This is a genomic window from Tessaracoccus lacteus, assembly GCF_029917005.1.
Taxonomy (GTDB): Bacteria; Actinomycetota; Actinomycetes; order Propionibacteriales; family Propionibacteriaceae; genus Arachnia; species Arachnia lactea.
On sequence record NZ_CP123967.1, the window covers coordinates 2,998,882 to 3,018,033 of the forward strand.

The 19,152-nt window shown below is 69.1% G+C and carries 16 protein-coding genes; 5 read left to right on the top strand and 11 right to left on the bottom strand.

Annotated elements, in window-relative coordinates:
- Positions 1-111: 111 nt before the first annotated feature.
- A complete protein-coding gene (locus tag QH948_RS13830; protein WP_281144906.1) occupies positions 112-756 on the bottom strand; it encodes a TetR/AcrR family transcriptional regulator in 645 nt (214 codons plus the stop codon).
- Between the two features lie 53 nt (positions 757-809).
- On the opposite strand from QH948_RS13830, the gene QH948_RS13835 reads away from it, so the two are divergent.
- Positions 810-1,469: an ATP-binding cassette domain-containing protein gene (locus tag QH948_RS13835; protein WP_281144907.1), complete on the top strand. Its 660-nt coding sequence runs from the start codon at positions 810-812 to the stop codon at positions 1,467-1,469.
- Positions 1,462-3,615 carry a YhgE/Pip domain-containing protein gene (locus QH948_RS13840; protein ID WP_281144908.1) on the top strand — a complete coding sequence of 718 codons (2,154 nt, stop codon included), beginning with the start codon at positions 1,462-1,464 and terminating at the stop codon, positions 3,613-3,615. Before QH948_RS13835 ends, QH948_RS13840 begins: the two co-directional genes overlap by 8 nt.
- Before the next feature lie 66 nt (positions 3,616-3,681).
- Here the strand turns inward: QH948_RS13840 and glpK are convergent, their stop codons facing one another.
- The 8 genes from glpK to QH948_RS13880 all read right to left on the bottom strand — a co-directional run bounded on the left by glpK (position 3,682) and on the right by QH948_RS13880 (position 15,056).
- Positions 3,682-5,205: a glycerol kinase GlpK gene (glpK, locus tag QH948_RS13845; protein ID WP_281144909.1), complete on the bottom strand. Its 1,524-nt coding sequence runs from the start codon at positions 5,203-5,205 to the stop codon at positions 3,682-3,684.
- A gap of 53 nt (positions 5,206-5,258) precedes the next feature.
- On the bottom strand, positions 5,259-6,023 hold the full coding sequence (locus QH948_RS13850) for an MIP/aquaporin family protein (protein WP_281144910.1): 765 nt from the start codon (positions 6,021-6,023) through the stop codon (positions 5,259-5,261).
- A 396-nt stretch (positions 6,024-6,419) separates the two neighbouring features.
- Positions 6,420-7,571, bottom strand: a complete 1,152-nt coding sequence (locus QH948_RS13855; protein WP_281144911.1) for a hypothetical protein — start codon at positions 7,569-7,571, stop codon at positions 6,420-6,422.
- Between the two features lie 15 nt (positions 7,572-7,586).
- Positions 7,587-8,528 carry a hypothetical protein gene (locus QH948_RS13860; RefSeq protein WP_281144912.1) on the bottom strand — a complete coding sequence of 314 codons (942 nt, stop codon included), beginning with the start codon at positions 8,526-8,528 and terminating at the stop codon, positions 7,587-7,589.
- Positions 8,529-8,541: 13 nt separating this feature from the next.
- Positions 8,542-9,027 carry a hypothetical protein gene (locus tag QH948_RS13865; protein ID WP_281144913.1) on the bottom strand — a complete coding sequence of 162 codons (486 nt, stop codon included), beginning with the start codon at positions 9,025-9,027 and terminating at the stop codon, positions 8,542-8,544.
- Complete coding sequence (locus QH948_RS13870; protein WP_281144914.1) at positions 9,024-9,839, bottom strand: hypothetical protein; 816 nt, start codon at positions 9,837-9,839, stop codon at positions 9,024-9,026. Before QH948_RS13870 ends, QH948_RS13865 begins: the two co-directional genes overlap by 4 nt.
- Before the next feature lie 154 nt (positions 9,840-9,993).
- Positions 9,994-12,408, bottom strand: a complete 2,415-nt coding sequence (locus QH948_RS13875; protein WP_281144915.1) for a YhgE/Pip domain-containing protein — start codon at positions 12,406-12,408, stop codon at positions 9,994-9,996.
- The gene (locus QH948_RS13880; protein WP_281144916.1) at positions 12,405-15,056 is read right to left on the bottom strand and encodes an MMPL family transporter; all 2,652 of its coding nucleotides are present in this window, start codon (positions 15,054-15,056) and stop codon (positions 12,405-12,407) included. Before QH948_RS13880 ends, QH948_RS13875 begins: the two co-directional genes overlap by 4 nt.
- A gap of 101 nt (positions 15,057-15,157) precedes the next feature.
- Between QH948_RS13880 and QH948_RS13885 the strand changes: the two genes are divergently transcribed.
- The 3 genes from QH948_RS13885 to galE all read left to right on the top strand — a co-directional run bounded on the left by QH948_RS13885 (position 15,158) and on the right by galE (position 17,476).
- Complete coding sequence (locus tag QH948_RS13885) at positions 15,158-15,757, top strand: TetR/AcrR family transcriptional regulator (RefSeq protein ID WP_281144917.1); 600 nt, start codon at positions 15,158-15,160, stop codon at positions 15,755-15,757.
- 8 nt (positions 15,758-15,765) lie between these two features.
- Entirely contained in the window at positions 15,766-16,386 is a 621-nt protein-coding gene (locus QH948_RS13890; RefSeq protein WP_281144918.1) for an MBL fold metallo-hydrolase, read from the top strand.
- 100 nt (positions 16,387-16,486) lie between these two features.
- Positions 16,487-17,476: a UDP-glucose 4-epimerase GalE gene (gene galE / locus QH948_RS13895; protein WP_348634934.1), complete on the top strand. Its 990-nt coding sequence runs from the start codon at positions 16,487-16,489 to the stop codon at positions 17,474-17,476.
- A 134-nt stretch (positions 17,477-17,610) separates the two neighbouring features.
- Here galE and QH948_RS13900 read toward each other — a convergent pair whose 3' ends face one another.
- Together QH948_RS13900 and rhaS are read right to left on the bottom strand one after the other, a co-directional pair.
- Positions 17,611-17,949 (bottom strand): L-rhamnose mutarotase, encoded by a 339-nt coding sequence (locus tag QH948_RS13900; protein ID WP_281144919.1) that lies wholly within the window; start codon positions 17,947-17,949, stop codon positions 17,611-17,613.
- A 144-nt stretch (positions 17,950-18,093) separates the two neighbouring features.
- Positions 18,094-19,140 (bottom strand): rhamnose ABC transporter substrate-binding protein, encoded by a 1,047-nt coding sequence (rhaS, locus tag QH948_RS13905; RefSeq protein WP_281144920.1) that lies wholly within the window; start codon positions 19,138-19,140, stop codon positions 18,094-18,096.
- Between the last annotated feature and the right edge of the window lie 12 nt (positions 19,141-19,152).

The following is a 19,152-nucleotide window of genomic DNA, read 5'->3' on the forward strand; positions in this document are numbered from 1 at the left end:
TGTTCGTATATCGCAGCGCTCCCGACATAGGCATCTTTGTGCACGGAAGGGGGAGCGGTGGGATGAAGCAGGACGGCTGGGTGGGGCGAGCGAAGGGCGCAGCAGCGGGGATCAGGGGCCGACGGGGATCCCGAGGCCGCGGAGAAGGACCCGGACGCGGGCCCGTAGGACCGCCCGGGGGTCGGGCGACCCCAGGCCGACGACCCCGCGCAGCAGCTCGGTCACCACCGTCGAGAAGAGCCAGCTGGCCACGTCGTCGAGGCCCATGCCCTCGAACTGCCCGTCATGGGGCGCGACGCCCTCGAACCGACCCCCGTACGGCGCAAGCACGGCCGCGATCCTCCCCCGCAGTTCCGCGACGATCTCCAGCGACTCGGAGCGCTGCGGGCCGTCCTCGCCGAACAGCACCTCCCGCAGGAAGGGGGCAGCGTTGTCGGGCTGGTCGTGGGCCAGATCGATGATCGGGTCGAGGATCCCGAGCACCGCCTCGTCCGGGGCAGCCTCGTCGGGCAGGTCGGACGCGGACTCCACCAGCGGCCGGAGGTGCTCGTTGATCACCATCAGCAGCAGCTCGGGCTTGGAGCTCGCGTACCTGAACACCGTCCCCTCGGCGACGTCGGCCACCCGGGCGACCTGCTGCGTCGTCGTGCCCGCATACCCGTGGGCCGCGAAAAGCTCGGCCGCCGCCCGCGAGATCGCGGCGCGCTTGGCCGCCTTGTTCCGGGCGCGGAGACCGAGGGTGCTGGGGACGTCCATGACCAGATTCTAGCTCATTTCTGAGTGCACTCATTTATGAGTATGCTCGGATTGTGACTGGAACACATAGCGAACCGCTGCTCACGGCCACCTCGCTGACCGTCCACACGCCGGCCGGTGAGGTCTTCCGACCGATCGACATCAACATCCCTGCGGGAGCTGTCGTGGCCGTCGTCGGGGATCCCGACTCCGGCAAGTCATCGCTCCTGCTGGCGCTCACGGGCCGAATGCGGGGAGTCAAGGGCGAACTGACCGTCGACGGGGTCGACGGTATCGCCCACCCGGGTCGGATCCGACGACTCACATCGGTCGCCAGGATCGACGAGCTGGTCGTCCCGGAGGGGTCGCTGTCGATCGAGGACTGCATCACCGAGCGCGGCCTCGCCGATGCCTGCCCGGCAAGGGCCAGGCTCGCCAACTACCTCCACACCGCCGGCGTGCTCGGCCTCGAGGCCAGGCTGACGACGCTGTATCGGCAGCTCACCCCGGCCGACCAGACGCGGGCGGCCATCGCCTTCGCGACGATCCAGCCGCCGAAAATCGTAGTCCTCGACGACTTCGACCACGGCGCGACGCTCGCCGACCAGGAGCAGCTGTGGGAGGGCCTGCTCGCCCTCGCCGCGGAGGGGATCACCGTGATCGCCGCAACCACCGAGCGGACGACGATTCCCCCCGAGGCCATGACCATCGAGATGGAGGCGCATCATGCCTGACCTGGACCGCAACAACCCGCTCACTCTGGCCCGCTTCGAGGTCAAGCGCTTCCGCGGCCCGCTGCCGCGCCTCGCCCTTGCCTTCATCCTGCTCATCCCGATGCTCTACGGCTGCATCTACCTGGCCGGCAACTGGGACCCCTACGGCCGGCTCGACAACGTCCCTGTCGCGATCGTGAACCACGACGAGCCCACCACCTTCAACGGCAAGGACATCCACGCGGGCCAGGACTTCGTCGACTCGCTGCACGACGCGGGGACCTTCAAGTTCACCGACACCACCGAGCAGGAGGCGGCCGACGGTCTCGCCCGGGGAGACTACTACCTGGTCATCACGGTGCCGAAGACCTTCTCCGTCGATCTGACGAGCGGCGACAGCGACAACCCGCAGCGCGCCCAGATCATGCTGCGCCGCAACGACGCCAACGGTTTCGTCATCGGCACCATCACGAACTCGGCCCAGACCTCCATCGCGAAGGCCATCGACGAGACGGCCGTGAAGAGCTACTTCGAGGCGGTCTTCGCCAACCTCGCGACGATCCGGGAGTCGCTCGTCGAGGCCGCCGACGGGGCCCAGCAGCTCGACGACGGGCTCGCCACGGCGCACGACGGCAGCACGAAGCTGGCCGACGGCGCCAAGGACGCCGTCACGGGCGCGGACAAGCTCAACACCGGAGCCGCCCAGCTCGCGACCGGTGCCTCCACGGCCGCCGACGGCGCGTCCACCCTGACCAGCGGCCTCAGCGACCTCAACGACGGCGCCAGCCAGCTCGCCGACGGGTCGAAGCAGGTGGCCGACGGCACCCAGACGCTCGCCGACACCCTCGACCCGGTACTCACCCTGGCCGCCGACCGGCTGCCGGACATCCAGGACGCCGTCAACGACGCGGTCGACGCGGCCGCCGACCTGAGCAGCACCGTCGCGACGGGGTCATCCAGCGTCGCGGGAGTCTCCGGCGACATCAGCGACGCCGTCGACCAGCTCGGCGCCGACAACCCCGACATCTCCTCCGACTCCAACTACAAGGAGCTCAAGAGGCTCGCCGACACGCTGGCCAACCGCGCCGACACGGCCGCCGGCCACGCGACGACCATCGCGGACGCCGTCAACGACGCGGACAAGGCCATCGCCAATGCCGGCGATCTGTCCTCCAAGGCGACCGAGGCCCAGAGCAAGATCGACCAGCTGAACGACGGGGCGCAGCAGGTGGCCGACGGCGCCTCAGACCTGTCGACCGGCGCCTCCCAGGCCTACTCGGGCGCCAAGACGCTGAGCAGCGGACTCGGCGACCTCGACGACGGCGCGCAGGAGCTCGCCACCGGCACCGACACCCTGACCGACGGACTCCACACCCTCAGCGACGGCGCCACCTCCCTCGACGACGGCATCTCGCAGCTCGCCGACGGCGCCGACACTCTGGCGACCGGGCTGAGCTCCGGCGTCAAGCAGATCCCCGTGCTCACCGACGACGAGGAGACCGACGCCGTCAGCGTCCTGTCCGCCCCTGTCGACGTCAGCATGACCGTCGACAACCCCGCCACCTACTACGGCCGCGGCCTGGCGCCGATGTTCTTCTCCATCGCGCTGTGGGTGATGGGCATCTCGGCGTTCTTCCTCGTCCGCCCCATCACGGGCCGCATCCTGGCCAGCCGCGGCAGCAACCTCCGCGTGGGGGTGACCGCCTGGCTGACCCTCGGCGCATTGTCGGTGGTGGCCAGCTGGATCATGCTCGCGGTCGCCTGGATCGGGCTGGGTCTCGACCCGATCCATCCGTGGCTGACGATCCTGCTCGTCACGCTCGTCGCCCTGGCCTTCTCCGCCGTCTCACACCTGATGAGAACGTCCTTCGGCCTCGTCGCGACGGCCGTGATGCTGGTCCTGCTGATCCTGCAGCTGTCCTCGGCCGGCGGCACCTATCCCCCCGAGCTGCTGCCACCACTGTTCGCGACCATCGGGCACTTCATGCCGATGACCTACACGATCGACGCGTTCCGCATCGCCATCTCCGGCGGCCTGATGACCAAGTTCGTGCGCGACATCGCCCTGCTGGCGGTTCTGTTCGGCTCCAGCATCGGACTGCTGATGCTGGTGGTGCACCGTCGCCGCCGATTCTCCATGACTGACCTGCACCCGCCCTTCGACTGACGGAGCGGACACGACGAGGGGGCCCCGGCAGTGCCGGGGCCCCCTCGCTGTGGTTACCGAGTCAGATCACTCGTTGCTGTCCTCGTCGACCCAGTCGAAGGTGCGGGTGACCGCCTTCTTCCACTGGCGGTAGAGGCGGGCGCGCTCGCCCTCCTCCATCTTCGGGCTCCAGCGCTTGGCCTCGGCCCAGTTGTCGATAACGTCCTGCTCGCCGCCCCAGAAGCCCGTCGCGATGCCGGCCGCGTACGCGGCGCCCAGCGCGGTGGTCTCGGCGACGACCGGGCGGACGACGTCCACACCCAGCTGGTCGGCCTGGAACTGCATCAGGGTCTCGTTGGCGGTCATGCCGCCGTCGACCTTGAGTTCGGCCAGCTTGACGCCCGAGTCGGCCTCCATGGCGTCCAGCACCTCACGGCTCTGGTAGGCGGTGGCCTCCAGGACGGCGCGGGCGATGTGGCCACGGTTGACGTAACGGGTCAGGCCGACGATCGCGCCGCGGGCGTCTGCACGCCAGTACGGGGCGAACAGGCCGGAGAACGCCGGCACGAAGTACGCGCCGCCGTTGTCCTCGACCGTGGCGGCCAGGGTCTCGACCTCGGGAGCGGAGTCGAACATGCGCAGGTTGTCGCGCAGCCACTGGACCAGCGATCCGGTGACGGCGATCGAACCCTCGAGAGCGTAGATGGGAGCCTGGTCGCCGATCTTGTAGCAGACGGTGGTCAGGAGGCCGTTCTTCGACGGGACGATCTCGGTGCCGGTGTTCATCAGCATGAAGTTGCCGGTGCCGTAGGTGTTCTTCGCCATGCCGGGCTCGAAGCAGGCCTGACCGAAGGTAGCTGCCTGCTGGTCGCCCAGGATGCCGGCGATCGGGACACCCGCGAGGAGGCCCTGCTCACGGCCGACGCCGTAGGTCTCCGCCGAGCTGCGGATCTCCGGCAGCATCGACATCGGGATGGTCATGTCGGCGGCGATCTCGGGATCCCAGTCGAGGGTCTTCAGGTCCATGAGCATGGTGCGGGAGGCGTTGGTCACGTCGGTGACGTGGACGCCGCCGTTGACACCACCGGTCATGTTCCACAGGACCCAGGTGTCCATGGTGCCCATGATGAGGTCGCCGGCCTCGGCGCGCTCGCGGGCACCCTCGACGTTGTCGAGGATCCACTTGACCTTGGGTCCACAGAAGTAGGTCGCCAGGGGCAGACCGACGCGGTCCTTGTACTTGTCCTGGCCGACCTCGCCGCCGAGCTCCTCGACGATCTTGCCGGTGCGGGTGTCCTGCCACACGATGGCGTTGTAGACGGGCTCACCGGTGTTCTTGTCCCAGACGACGGTGGTCTCACGCTGGTTGGTGATGCCGACCGCGTGGATCTCGTGCTTGTTCATCGAGCCGTTGGCGAGAGCCTCGCCGACGACCGCGCGGACGTTGTCCCAGACCTCGATCGGGTTGTGCTCGACCCAGCCGGCGCGCGGGAAGATCTGCTCGTGCTCCTTCTGACCCGTCGCGACGATGGTGCCCTTGTGATCGAAGATGATGGCGCGGGAGCTCGTGGTTCCCTGGTCGATCGCCAGAACGTACTTCTTCTCAGCCATTAATCAGCACTTCCTTGTGTTTTGTTCGTGATTGATGTGTCGGAACGGGTCGATCAGCCGATCGCACCCATCAGCGGGGTGGCGAGCAGACCGGCCAGGACGCCGCCGATGATCGGGCCGACGACGGGGATCCAGGCGTAGCCCCAGTCGTTGCTGCCCTTGTTCTTCATGGGGATCAGAGCGTGGGCGATGCGGGGGCCGAGGTCACGGGCGGGGTTGATGGCGTAACCGGTGGGGCCGCCGAGACCGGTGCCGATCACGAACACCAGGAAGGCCACGGCCAGGGCACCGAGCGCACCGAGGCTGCCGGCGGTCTCGGCGCCGTTCCAGCGGCCGAAGGCGAGCACGACGAAGACCAGGACGAAGGTGCCGATGGCCTCAGTGACGATGTTCCAGCCGGTGCTGCGCACCTCGGGAGCGGTGGCGAAGACACCCAGCTTGGTGGGGCCGTCCTCGGTGGCGTCGAACTGCTTCTTGTAGGCCAGGTAGGCGAGGAAGGCGCCGAGGATCGCGCCGATCATCTGGGCACCGATGTAGGTGGCGATCGAGGCGAAGTTGACCGGGATGCCGGGGACGAACTCAGCGGCACCAGAGGAAGCCACGCCGATGGTCACTGCCGGGTTCAGGTGGCCGCCCGAGCGGGCCGACACGAGAACACCGCAGAACACCGCGAAGCCCCAGCCGAAGTTCACGAACAGGAAGCCGGTGTTCTGGCCCTTGGACTTGTTGAGGGCGGTATTGGCGACCACGCCAGCACCAAGCAGGATCAGCATGGCCGTACCGACCAGCTCGCTGAGGAAGATGGTTCCCAACGTCATTGTGAAGCTCCATTTCTGACAGCTGTGTCAGGTTTGCGTCGAGCGACGCGCACAGTTTGGGACGCCCGAGCGGCGCCTTGGTCATCAGCAAAGCGCGGCCCTGCACGTCGTTGCAACTCTCGCGCACGATCGTGCAGAGGGCCCCCCGGCAGGGTGCACTTCGGATCAGAACCGACGGATAGGATTTACTCTGCACGCGAACGTGTACTAATGTGCCGGACCCGCTACTTTCGGACACCGAAAACCCCTGCCGACTGGCCGCCCAGTTACTTTTCCGACCAGCGCGTTATGAGATTCCGCCCTCGCAACGCCTTGTCAGGCCCACTCACGGGCGAGAAATCCGCGCATGATCAATCCGTGTGCCCGACGCGGGGCGGCTGCGGGTCCGAACGTGGTTCAGGCTCCGCCGATTCGCCGGGAGATGGCCGCGTTTTCGGCCTCGGCATCGGAGTAGGAACCAGCTGATTTCAGCAGCTTGTCCCCGATCGAGGCGTACTCACCAGAGGCTGTCGCCGACCAGTGTGTTGACACGGCGGAGGTCTTCCCCGTGCCGAAATCCCCCACGAGTCCGAAGCTCGACGGAAGGGGCACCGATGCCGACTCCCTCACCTCGGCACTCGCGGCGTACCAGGTGTCGGCCGCGCTGCGCAGCCCATCCGTGCTGACCTGATAGCTGCCTGCGCCGGAAGCTGCTCCCGACGCAAGAACCGTCGATGATGAGCCACCAGACGTCGGTCCGGAGTAGCCCGACGATCCGCCCGACGACGAACCACCCGACGACCATCCACCGGAGGACGAACCACCCGACGACGAGCCGCCCGAGGATGAGCCGCCCGAGGATGAACCACCGGACGAGGAGCCACCGGACGACGAACCACCTGGGTCGGCGCCGACACCGACGCCGCTGCCTGGCCAGGTCCAGCCGCTCCCGTCCGAGCCGCCGGTTCCGTTTGACCCCGATCCGCTCTGTTCAGATCCGCCCGAGCCGCCACCGTCCTGCCACGGCCAGTCAGATGATCCCGACCCGGCAGATCCCGACCCCGTTCCGGCTCCCGGCACGCCATCGACCCCATCGACCCCGGAAGCCAGCGGCTGGCCCGCGAGTCCGGCACCGGCCCCGACGCCTGCGCCGAGACCAGCGCCCGACCCCAGGCCGGCCCCCGAGCCGAGTCCCGTGCCGACGCCGGATCCGCCGCCGAGACCGAACGTGGAGCTCGCTGTCGAGCCGGCGCCCAGCACCGAGGACGACCCGGAGCCCAGCGCCGTGCTGGCGGCACCCCCCGCGGCCGCGGAGCCGCCCGTCGCGGCGGGCCCGGCAGCCGCGGCAGTGGCGTTCCCGCCGCCGGATCCGCCCGCCACCATGGGCGGCATCGCGCCGGCCTGGCCGCCTTGCCTACCCTTGCCGCCGGGCTTCGTGTTGGGGTTGATGAGGGCCTCACGCAGGTCGTCGTCGTGCAGGAGGTCGTCGCTGTCGGAGCGCAGACCGCTGAACCTTCCCTCGGCGACGCGGCGTGCCACGGCCTCCCAGGCCTTATCCGCTTCGGTCATCAGTCGCTCCTTCGCTCAGCGGTCCAGCCCCGGGACCGCGCCGCTCTTGTTCTCCAGGTCGCCGGTGTCGGGCGCCTCGTTCTCGTCGGGCATCGGGATGGTGTTGGTGTCGGTGGCCGGCACGTCAGCCTGGGCGGTGCCGGTGGGCCAGTCGCCCTCGTTGAGGAGCTCCGGCGCCGCGAGGGACTGGTGCAGCCTGCTGTCGAGCTCACGGCCGGCTGCCGCGACCGGTTCGCCTCGCGCGGCGCTCGACACACCGGTGAGGGCGCCCTGCACGACGCCGATCGCGCCGGAGGTGCGCTGGTAGTAGCGGCCGGGCGAGCAGACGATGGGGAGCTGCCGGACGCGGTGGGTGGCGTCGCCGAGCTCCTGCGACATCTTCGCGAACAGGGCTGTGTTGAAGTTGCTGAGGTGCTGCAGGGCGCCAGCCACCGACCCGGTCACGCCGCCGAGTTCGCGCGCCGCGCCGACCTGCACCTCCGCGGCGAGGCGGTAGGTGCCGGACGCGGCCCCGCCCCAGCCCGGAATCGTGCTGACGCCCTCCACATCGGTGGCGGCCCGGTCGATCCGGGCGGCCGACGCGCTCCATTCCTGGGCCGCCCGCTCCAGCTCCGCAGCGGCCGTGCCGCCCTTGGAGATGGCGCCAGCAAGGACACCGTCGATCTGGTCGAGGAGCCCGCGGACCATGCGCTTGCGAGACTCTGCGGCCGCCTCGAACTCCTGCTTCTTCGACCAGTACTGGAAGCCGTGCTCGAACAGGGCGTTGAGCTCGACCCAGAAGCCGTTCGCCTCGGCATCATCCTTCGAGATGGCGGCCTCGACCGCGGCGCGCAGCGAGTCGGCCCTGGACCGGACCACCGGAACGCTCCCGAGGCCGAGGTCCACGCCGCCCAACTCCAGCGAGGCCTTCCTGACCGCGTCGCTGATGCGTGATGCCGTGAGTCCGAGGCTGCTCATCTCTGCTCCTGATTCATCCGGGGGTGGCCTCTAGGAATGTAGCGGTCCAGGCGGCCAGGTCATCCACGCCGAGTGTGCCGACCAGATCCGTGAAGATCCACAGACGCAGGGAATCGGACTCTGTGATGCAGCTGGCCAGGCCGTCCTGTGTCTGGCAGAACACGCCCGGCGACGTCTCGTCGGCCGCGTCGAACCCGAGGAGGGTGCGGTTGATCGCGAAGTCCTCGGCCGAGCGCCCGAGGTCCTGCACGTTGATGCGGTCGATGTCGTCCCCGACGCGCTCGTACATCGGCACGCCGCCCTCCCAGTTGAACGTGAAGCCGTCGACCTGCCCGGGGTACGCGTCCTCGCCGAGCGTGCCGGCGTCGTTGGTGCGCGTCGCCGAGGGGGTGGAAGCGCTGGGCGCCGCCGTTCCGGTCGGCTCGGGGCTGGGCGTGCAGCCGGTCATCAGCGCGACAGCCCCCGCCAGGGCCAGGGCCGCCGTCCGCCAGCCCCTCACCGGTCCACCTCGTCGGCGCTCCGGGCGGAGCCCGGGGTGGCGCGGAAGGCGCGATGCGGCAACAGAGCGGCGAGATAGGCCCGGTTGAGGAGGTCCTGCTCGGCGGTCAGCTCGTCGAGCTCGGTGCGGTCGACCTCGGCCGGCGGCACGTAACGCTGTCGCGCCCGCCCGGCCGCCCGGAGGACGTTCGCTCCGATCGCACCCGCGTCTGCCCCGTCGAGCCAGCGACGGTCGAACGCGACCTCGAAGGGCCAGCCGGCCTCGTCGAGCGTGACCGTCGCCCCTCTGGACCTCGCGCTCACGCGTTGGGCGACGGGTTGAGGCACGGCGTCGGCGCGCTCGATGGCGGCCTCGAGCCGCGCGTCGAGGTCACGGAAGAGGGCGGTGAAGGCGGAGATCGTGCGCTTGTTGAGGGGCGGGATCCTCTCGAGCTCGGCCAGGGCGTCGTCCGGCAGGCCGGCCAGCGGATCGGCGGGTCCGTCGGGGGGCGCCGGAAGCGGGTCGTCGGGGGTCGCCAGGTCGATGGCGGCGAGCGCGAAGGCCTGCCGGAAGTGCCGCTCGAGCGTGTCCCGGCCCTTCAGCTTGTGGGTCCAGGAGGGAGATACCTGCACGCGCACGAGTGCCCCGGCGTCGATCCAGACGCGCAGGATCCTGTCCGCGTCGCTGAAGCACGGGACGCGGGTGGACAGCTCGTCCGCGTCGCCATAGTCGGGAGCCTCCGGCACCTCGACCGTCTCGGCGACGCGCATCTCGACCCCGGCGTCCGCCGGCGGCGCCTGTGGCACGTCGTCGTCGAAGAGGCGATTCGTCATGGGCTCCCCCGGGTAGTGGTGCGCTGGCTTCGAGACTATGCCAGAGCCGACGCGCCCGCGACATGACGGTGGGGTTGTTCCACCATCGCCTCCCGGCACGCCGCACCGGAGCATCCACCGCCCCCGGGTCCGCCCGCCGATCGCGAGCCGGCCGTCAGGCTGCCTTGCGGAACTTCTCCGCGGTGAGTCGACGACGGGCGGTGATCGACATGATCGACAGCACCGCGCCGATGGCGGCCATCAGGATGGCGACGGCGGCCAGGCCGACCTCGCCGGAGCCGCCCGACAGCCACGTGCGCACCAACAAAAACGCGTTGTGCAGCGGCGAGATGGTGCCGAGCGGGCTGAGCCAGCCAGTTGCCGAGGACAGCCCGAGCGCGACGGTCAAGGCGAGGAGGATCACCGAGATCGCGCGACCGACGTTGCCGAACCACGAGGCCAGCGCGTGGTTGGCGAACACGAACGACACGCCCGCGACCGCGAGCAGAGCCGACAGGCCGACCGTCGTGCCGATGCTCGTGTTGAGCACGGCCCCGCCGATAATGCCCATCACGACGCCCTGGCCGGCCACCACGACGACCGGCAGCCACATCGTCCGGGCCCACAGCAGCAGGCTGGAGGCGCGGGACGTGACGACGTCGCGCGGTATGGGGCGGATGGCGACGAAGCTGGCCAGTGCACCGAGCCACAGGGCGCAGGCGAGCAGCAGCGAGATCATCGGAATCGGCGACGACGAGATCAGGGAGTCCGACTGCTGGACAGGAGCCGCGACGACGGTCTTGAGGGCTTCGCGGTCGCTCTGGGAGTAGCTGGGCAGCTGGTCGGCGCCCTTGGCCATCTCGGACGCGAAGGTGGCGATGCCGTCGTCGAGCTGGTTCACCCCGTCGCTCAGGTCCACCATGCCCGCGGCGAACTCGTCGGCCCCGTCGGCCGCCTGCATCACGCCCTCGGCGTACTGGGTGACGCCGGAGGTGTACGTACCGACGCCGTCGGCGAGCTGGGATGCTCCGTCGGCGAGCTGGGTCGTGCCGTCGGCGAGCTGGTTCGTGCCGTCGGCGAGCTGCTCGATGCCATCGGGGAGCTGCCCGATCTGCGAGTCCAGCTGGTTGATGCCGTCGAGCAGCTGGGTGGCGCCGTCGCCGATCGCCGACGCGTTGTCGACGATGGGCTGGGACTTCTCCGACAGCTCATCGGCGCCGTCGCGGATCTGCGTCAGCCCCGTCTTGAGGGTGCCGAGCTGTTCCGCGGTCTGCTTGGGCAGCTCGGTGGCGAGCTGATCGATGCCCGCCGCCAGCTGGGAGGCGCCGCTGACGAGCGACTGACCAGTCGAGGGGTCCTCGGTGGTCATGCCGTCCGCGATGCCGCCGAGCGCCTGGGCGCCAGCTCCGGTGCCCGCAGCCATACCCGCCTGAACGGCGCCCTGCACCATCTGGCACGTCGGATCCGTGCTTCCTGCAGTGCATCCGAACCGGGACAGGATCTGGCCGTAGGTCGAGGCAAACTCGGCCGGAACGTTGCCATTGGCCAGCGAGCCGGTGTAACCGCTGAACGTCGACGCGGCTCCGCTCGCACCATCGCTGACCTGCTGGACACCGGACGCGATCCCATCCGCGCCCGCGACCAGCTGGTCGAGCTGGCTGGTGTCGGTCGAGCTGGCCGAGTCGAGGCCGTCGATGACCTGGGTGAGTCCGTCGCTGATGGAGCTCACGCCTCCGATGGCCTGCGCGGCGCCGTCGGCGTAGTCGGGGATCTGGCCGAGGAGCTGGTCGGCTCCGTCGGCGAGCTGGCCCACTCCGTCGACGAGCTGCGGGGCCTGCTCGGAGAGCTCCCCCACGCCGTCGGCAAGCTGGGAGGCGCCGTCGGCCAGCTCGGAGGCGCCGTCGGCGAGGTCGTCGGCGCCGGAGGCGAGCTGTGCGCCGCCGTCGATCAGCTGCTGCGAGTTGTCACGCAACAGCCCGAGTCCGGAGGCGAGATGTGACGCGCCCTGCGAGGCCTGCTCGGTGCCGTCGGCGAGCTGGCTGGAGCCGTCGTGCAGCTGGTTCACGCCGTCGATGATGGTGACGAACTGGTCGCCGACGGTGTTGAAACCGACGTAGATGCCGTCGAGGTAGCTCTCGGTCAGCGTCGAGTTGATCGTGTCGACGGCGAGCCGGGCAACCTGCTGCGCGACCTGGGAGTCGGTGACGGGGGAGTTGTCCGAGACCTGCACCTTGATGGTGGCCTGCTCGGCCGCGTCGGCGTCGTTCTCGGAGAACGACGTGGCGGCCGCCGAGAACGTCTTCGGGATCGTCACGACGGCGGAGAACCGACCGGTCTTCAACCCCGCCGCGGCGCTGGGCGCATCGGCCAGCGTCCAGGAGACGTTGTCGCCATCGCGATCGACCATCGCCGCAGCCAGCTGGCGCCCCATGGGCACCATCTGACCGTCGATCGTGACGGCCTCGTCGAGGTTGACGACGGCGGCGCTGATGGCCTCGTCGTCGCGCGTGGTCAGGCCGATCAGCGCGGCGACCGCGAGCAGCGGCACAAGGATCAGCGCGATCAGCGCCGGAAGCTTGATGGACTTCATGCGAGGCTCCCCTCGAGAGCGGTCGGCGCGGGGTAGACCCCGTCGACCGGCAGGTTGCTGAGTTGCTCCTCGGCGGCGGCGCAGAGCACCACCACTCCGGAGGGACGGACACGCTCGATGAGGTCCTCCAGCGCGACGTGGGTGTCGGGGTCGGTGGAGAGCTCGACCGAGTCGATGAACACGACGGAGCCGGCGCCGATCTTGTGCAGCACCCCGGGGCGGTCCTCGACCAGGGCCAGGTCGACGTAGTTGACGCGACGGTGGACCCGGCTGGCCCCTTCGGGGAGCAGCGCTCCGGCGACACGGGCCTTGCCGGACGTGGTCTCGAGCCTCCCGCTGAGGGCGAGCGCGGCGCCGGTGCGGGCGCTGACAGGCCCGACGAGACCCACCACGTTGCCCGGCACGAGCCGAAGGCTGATGGGGCCCACGACGCCGTCTACTGCCAGGTCGTCGGCGAAGACCAGGGAGTCGTCGCCAGGCCAGTCCTTGAGCCTCATCTCGGTGCTGAGGACCTCGCCCTCGACGTCGAACGTCGGCAGGATCCGGTCGAGCCACTTCGGCAGCCACCACGCCTTGTCTCCGAGCAGCGCCATGACGGCGGGCACGAGCGTCATGCGGACGAGGAACGCGTCGACGGCGACGCCGACGGCGAGCGCGAACGCGATGGCCTTGATGGCGCCCATGCCTTCGGGGACGAAGAACGCGAAGACGGAGAACATGATGATCGCCGCGGCGGCGACGACGGGGCCGGAGGCCACGAAGCCGCTGCGCACGGCCTCGACGGCGGATTTCCCGTGCACGTACTCCTCGCGCATGCGGCTGACGAGGAACACCTCGTAGTCCATCGCGAGGCCGAACAGGATGCCCATCAGGAGGATCGGTAGGAACGAGATGACCGGCATCGGTTTCTCGAGGTTGATCAGCTCCTTGCCGACGCCGTAGTTGAACACCAGGGCCGTCGCGCCGAACGCGGCGCCGACGCTGAGCAGGTAGCCGAGCGTCGCCTTGACCGGCACCCACACGGAGCGGAACACGGCAGCGAGCAGGATCAGCGACAGACCGACGACGAGGACGCCGAAGGGCAGCAACGCGGCCGTCAGCTTCTCGCTGATGTCGATCTGCACGGCGGTCATACCGGTGACGTTGGTGGCGACGCCGTACTCGGCCTCCCACTCGTCTGCACGATCAGCGAGGGCACGGACGAGATCGGCCGTCGCGGGGTCGGTGGGGCCGGTGGTCGGGATGATCTGGACCAGTCCGGTGTCGGCGTTCTCGTTCGGCGTGGACATCGGCACGGACGCGACGCCGTCCATGGCCTCGATGTCCTCCTTGAGGCCGGCCATCACGCCGAGTGGGTCGGTGCTGCCGATGATGTCGGCGGTCACGATCAGCGGGCCGTTGATGCCGGGTCCGAAGTTCTCCTCCAGCAGGTCGAACGCGACCCGGGCGGGCGTGCCGGCCGTCTGCTGGCCGGCGTTCGGGAGCGAGACCTGCAGGCCGAGCGTCGGGACGGCGAGCGCGCCGAGGGCCGTGATGACGATGACCATCGTCACGATCGGGTGCGTAGTGACGGTCTTGACCCACCAGGCGAAGCCGAAGCCCCCCTTCTTCTTCGCCTTCTTCGGCTTGCGGGCCTTGGGCGTCATCCGCGCGCCGAGCACGCCCATCAGCGCGGGCAGCAGCGTCAGGGCGATCGCGACGGAGAACGCGACCGTCAGCGCGGCGAAGATGCCCATCACGGTCAGGAACGGGATGTTGGCGACGCTCAGGCCGAGGAGCGCGATGAACACCGTCAGGCCGGCGAACACCACGGCCGAGCCCGAGGTGCCGACGGCGCGGCCGGCGGACTCCTCCGGGTCGATCCCCGCCGCGAGCTGGTCGCGGTGGCGCGACAGGATGAACAGCGCGTAGTCGATGCCGACCGCCAGGCCGAGCATGACCGACAGAAGCGGGGTCGTGGAGTTGATGTCAAAGATGCCGGTCAGCAGGAACAGCAGCGCCATGGAGACGCCCACGCCGATGATCGCGGTGATGAGCGGAAGGCCGGCGGCGACGAGCGAGCCGAGCACGATCGTCAGGACCACCAGCGCGACCAGCAGGCCGATCGCCTCGATGATCGTCAGCGCGGGCAGCTCGATGTTGTACGCCTCGCCGCCCATGCTGACGATGGTGCCTTCGGGGAGCGTCTCGGCGAGGTCGTCGGCGACGTGCGTGATGGGCTCGAGGTCGGCCTCGGTCGGGGTCTCCTCGAACGTCAGGGCGAGCTGGACGATGGCCGCGCGCTCGTCGTCGGAGATCAGACCGGTGACGTACTCGTTCCAGGGGGAGGTGGCGGAGTCGACCTCGTCGAGCGCCTCGAAGTCTTTGACGGCGTCCTCGATCTCGCTCTTGTAGTCGTCGACGCTGTCGCCCTCCGGCAGCTCGATGACGGCCATCGCCGAGAGCGCCGCAGCCGACGGGAAGGTCATCGAGAGGCGGTCGAGAGCCTCCTGCGAGCTGGACGAGGGGATCTCGAACGCATTGTTGAACGAGCCGTGACCCACGAGGGCCGCGCCGCCCAAGCCGGCCAACAGGGCGACCCAGATCGCGATGACGGTGAGACGACGCCGGAAGCACCAGCGCCCGACGGCATAGAGCCAAGCTGACATGTGTCAACCAATCCTGTTGAGTGGATCCCTGCAGGTGGCCGCGGAGACAGGCGGCAACCGGTTCGATACATTAGTGTATCCACGGATACGGAAGGTAAGAAATGGAACCCGTGAGCACCGCCGCGCCGGAGAGCGCACGCCGCCGCGCGACGCGCGCCCGGCTCGTGCAGGCCGCGCAGCAGGAGTTCGGCAAGAACGGCATCGACGCGACCAGCGTGGAGCAATTGTGCGAGGCGGCCGGGTTCACCCGTGGGGCGTTCTACTCCAACTTCGCGACCAAGGACGACCTGTGTGTCGCGATCGCGGAGCACTTCGCCGAGCAGACGATCCGCTCATGCCACGAGTCCCTCGCCTCGCTCCCCGACCGGCCCACCCCCGTCGACATCGTCGCGAAGATCCTCGGCGCCGCAAGCCTCACGGAGGACCAGCACCGCACGCAGCTCGAACTGCAGTTGCGGGCGTGGCGCGACCCCGAGCTGGGCGCGAGGATGGCAGCCGTCCGTGCCGACACCCTTCCGCTGGCCGCAGAGGTCATCGCCCGCGCGACGGCCCAGGCGGGCGTCGAGATGCTCGTCGACGTCAACGACCTGATCCGCATCTTCGAGGCCCTGTTCTTCGCCCCCACGCTGGCCAGGGAGGGAACTAGCCTGAGGCTCATCGCCTACGTCGCGAACCACCTGACGCGCGACACGCACCCCTAGGAGCAACCGTGACCGCACTCATCACCCGCGTCCTCACCGCCGGCAACAGCGACCCGGCCGGGCCGCCGATCCACGAGAACAACACGTGGCTGATCGGCGACGAGGCCGAGGTCGTCGTCATCGACCCCGCGCACGACGCCAACGCCGTCCTCGCCGTCGTCGGAGACCGTCGCGTCGTCGCGGTGCTGATCACGCACGGCCACTGGGACCACATCCGCAAGGCCGCCGAGCTCGGGCACAGGGTGGGTGTGACGCCGAGGATGCACCCCGCCGACGCGTTCCTCTGGCGTGAGGAGCTCGGCGACGAACCCTTCGACGAGCTGGCCGACGGGGCCGTCGTCGAGGTCGCGGGGACCGGCCTGAAGGCGCGGCACACGCCGGGCCACACACCGGGATCGACGTCGATCCTCGCCGACGACCTCGGCGCCGTCTTCACCGGCGACACTCTCTTCCCCGGCGGTCCGGGCGCCACGCGCTGGGACTACTCCAGCTTCGACACGATCATCGAATCGCTGGAGGGGCTGTTCACGCTCCCCGACGACACCGTCGTGCACCCCGGGCACGGGGATTCGACGACGATCGGCACCGAGGCTCCGCACCTCGAGGAATGGATCGAGCGGGGCTGGTAGTCCGCCGCCGGGCGTGGTCGCTCACCGATGGTGCGCGCCGGGGTGTGCCGCCAGAACCGACCACCCTAGGATGGATGGAGTCTGAGAAAGGGATACTCCATTGTTGGTCCTGATCACCGGCGGCGCCGGCTACATCGGCAGCACCGTCGCATCGGCCTGTGAGGACGCCGGCCACCAGGTCGTCATCCTCGATGACTTCTCCACCGGACGCCGCGAGTTCATCGGCGACCGCAAGCTGTACGAGGGCGACATCGCCGACGTGGAGCTGATCGACCGGATCTGTGCCGAGAACCAGATCGACGCCGTCGTGGACTGCGCCGCGAAGATCGTCGTCCCCGAGTCCGTCGAGCAGCCCCTTTCCTACTACGAGAACAACGTGAGCAAGACGGTCAAGCTGCTCGAGGCGCTCGACCGCAACGGCGTGCACCGCTTCCTGTTCAGCTCCTCGGCCTCGATCTACGCGCCCGACGAGAACTTCATCGTCACCGAGGAATCCCCGCTGCGCCCTGGCTCGCCGTACGCACGTACCAAGTTCATGGTTGAGATGATCCTCGAGGACTTCACGAAGGCCTCCGACATGCGCGTGCTGTCGCTGCGCTACTTCAACCCCATCGGCACCGATCCGAAGCTCCGCTCCGGCCAGCAGCTGGAGCACCCGTCGCACGTGCTCGCCAAGCTGCTCGAGGCCTGGCAGAAGGGCGAGACCTTCACGGTCACCGGCGTCGACTGGCCGACGCGCGACGGCTCCGGCATCCGCGACTTCATCCACGTCTGGGACCTGGCGCAGGCGCACGTCGCCGCGCTGGAGGGCTTCGACAAGGCCACGGCCGAGGAGCACTACCAGGTCTTCAACATCGGCACCGGCAACGGCGTCACGGTCAAGGAGCTCGCGGCATCGTTCGAGGAGATCTCCGGCGACCCACTGAAGGTCGAGTTCGGCCCCTCGCGCCCCGGTGACGTCGCGGGTGTCTACTCCGTCTCACCGAAGGCCAAGGACGTGCTGGGCTGGGAGGCCAAGCTCACCGAGCAGCAGGCCGTCCGCGACGCCATCGCCTGGCTCCCGGTGCGCAAGGAGATGCTCGGCTACTGAGCCAGGCCCCCTCCCACACATCTGCCCGACGCCACCGGCGCCGCGCTTCGTGTACATGAGAGTGGCCAGAGCCCCAGCACCCGGATATACGCCGAGTGCTCCGACCCTGGCCACAGTTGTGCGGGAAAGGCGACTCAGGAATCAGCAGCGGCGAGCTGCGACTCGAGGTGGAAGACCTCGTCCAGGAACTCCCACGCCTCGTCGGGAGAACCCTCGGAGGCGAACAGGCGGGCCATCTCGGCCTGCCAGCGACGGTTGACGTCGGTCGCCGCGACCCTCGCCTGGGCCGCGTCGAGGTCCTCGGACTCGACGTAGCCGACGAGCAGGCCGTCGTCACGCAGGTGCAGCGAGTAGTTGTGCCAGCCCGCGTCCCGCAGGGCGCGGAGCAGCTCCGGCCACACTGCAGCGTGGGCCTCGCGGTACTTCGCCAGGTTCGCCGGGTCGACGTGTCCGAGGAAGCAGTAGCGCTTCATGCAGGTGTCCTTCCGTGGTGGATGGATGAGGGGGAGGGCAGCGACGCTGCCCTCCCCCTCGATCTGTCCGGTGGCCCGCTCAGGAGCCGCTCCGGATGCGCCGGGAGGTGTCTGCGTAGGCCAACCGACGCCGGACGCTACCGATCAGAAGTCGAAGTCGTCGATGTTGTCGGCGTTGAAGCGGTAGGGATCGCCCAGGAGGACGGTCTGGTCCGCACCGACGGTGAAGGAGCCGAGGTCGCCGGCCTCGAAGGAGTCGCCCTCGGCGCCGGTGATGTCGCCCTTGATGAGCGCGGCGGCCGCGTAGGCGGACAGGGTGCCCAGGTCCTGCGGGTTCCACAGCGCGAACTCGGTGACGGTGCCGTCCTTGACGTACTCACGCATCTGGTTCGGGGTGCCGAGGCCGGTGACGGCGACCTTGCCCTTGAACGACGAGGTGGAGACGTAGCGGGCGGCCGCGGCGATGCCGACGGTCGTCGGGGACACGATGCCCTTCAGGTCGGGGTAGGTCTGCAGCAGGGCGGCGGTCTTGTCGAACGAGGTCTGGTCGTCGTCGTCACCGTAGGCAACCTCGACGAGCTCGATGTTCGGGTGGTCGGCCTCGAGCTGCGACTTCATGTCCTCGATCCAGGCGTTCTGGTTCGTCGCGTTGGCGGACGCGGACAGGATGGCGATCTGGCCCTTGTCGCCGATCTGCTCGGCGATCATGTCGACCTGCGCCTTGGCGATGCCGGCGGCGTCGGCCTGGCTGACGAACAGGTCACGGCACTCGGCGTTGGTGTCGGAGTCGAAGGTGACGACCTTGATGCCGGCGTCGCGGGCCTCGTTGAGGGCGTCACAGATGGCGGCGGGGTCGTTGGCGGACACGACGATCGCGCCGACCTGCTGCTGCGTGAGGGTGTTGATGTAGGAAACCTGCGCGTCGGCGGTGGCGGTGGCCGGGCCGACCTCGTTGAACGTGCCGCCGAGGGCCTCGATGGCCGCCTTGCCGCCGGTGGACGAGGCGTCGAAGTACGGGTTGCCCAGGTTCTTGGGCAGGAACGTCACCGACAGGTTGGCCGAGCCGGCATCACCGGAAGCGGTGGAGTCGCCGCTCGAGGTCGTTTCGGAGGAGCCGCAGCCGGTGAGGGCCAGGCTGACGGCAGCGGTGCCGGCGAGCAGCTTGGCACCGAGGCGGGAGTTGAGCTTCATTGTTCTTCTCTC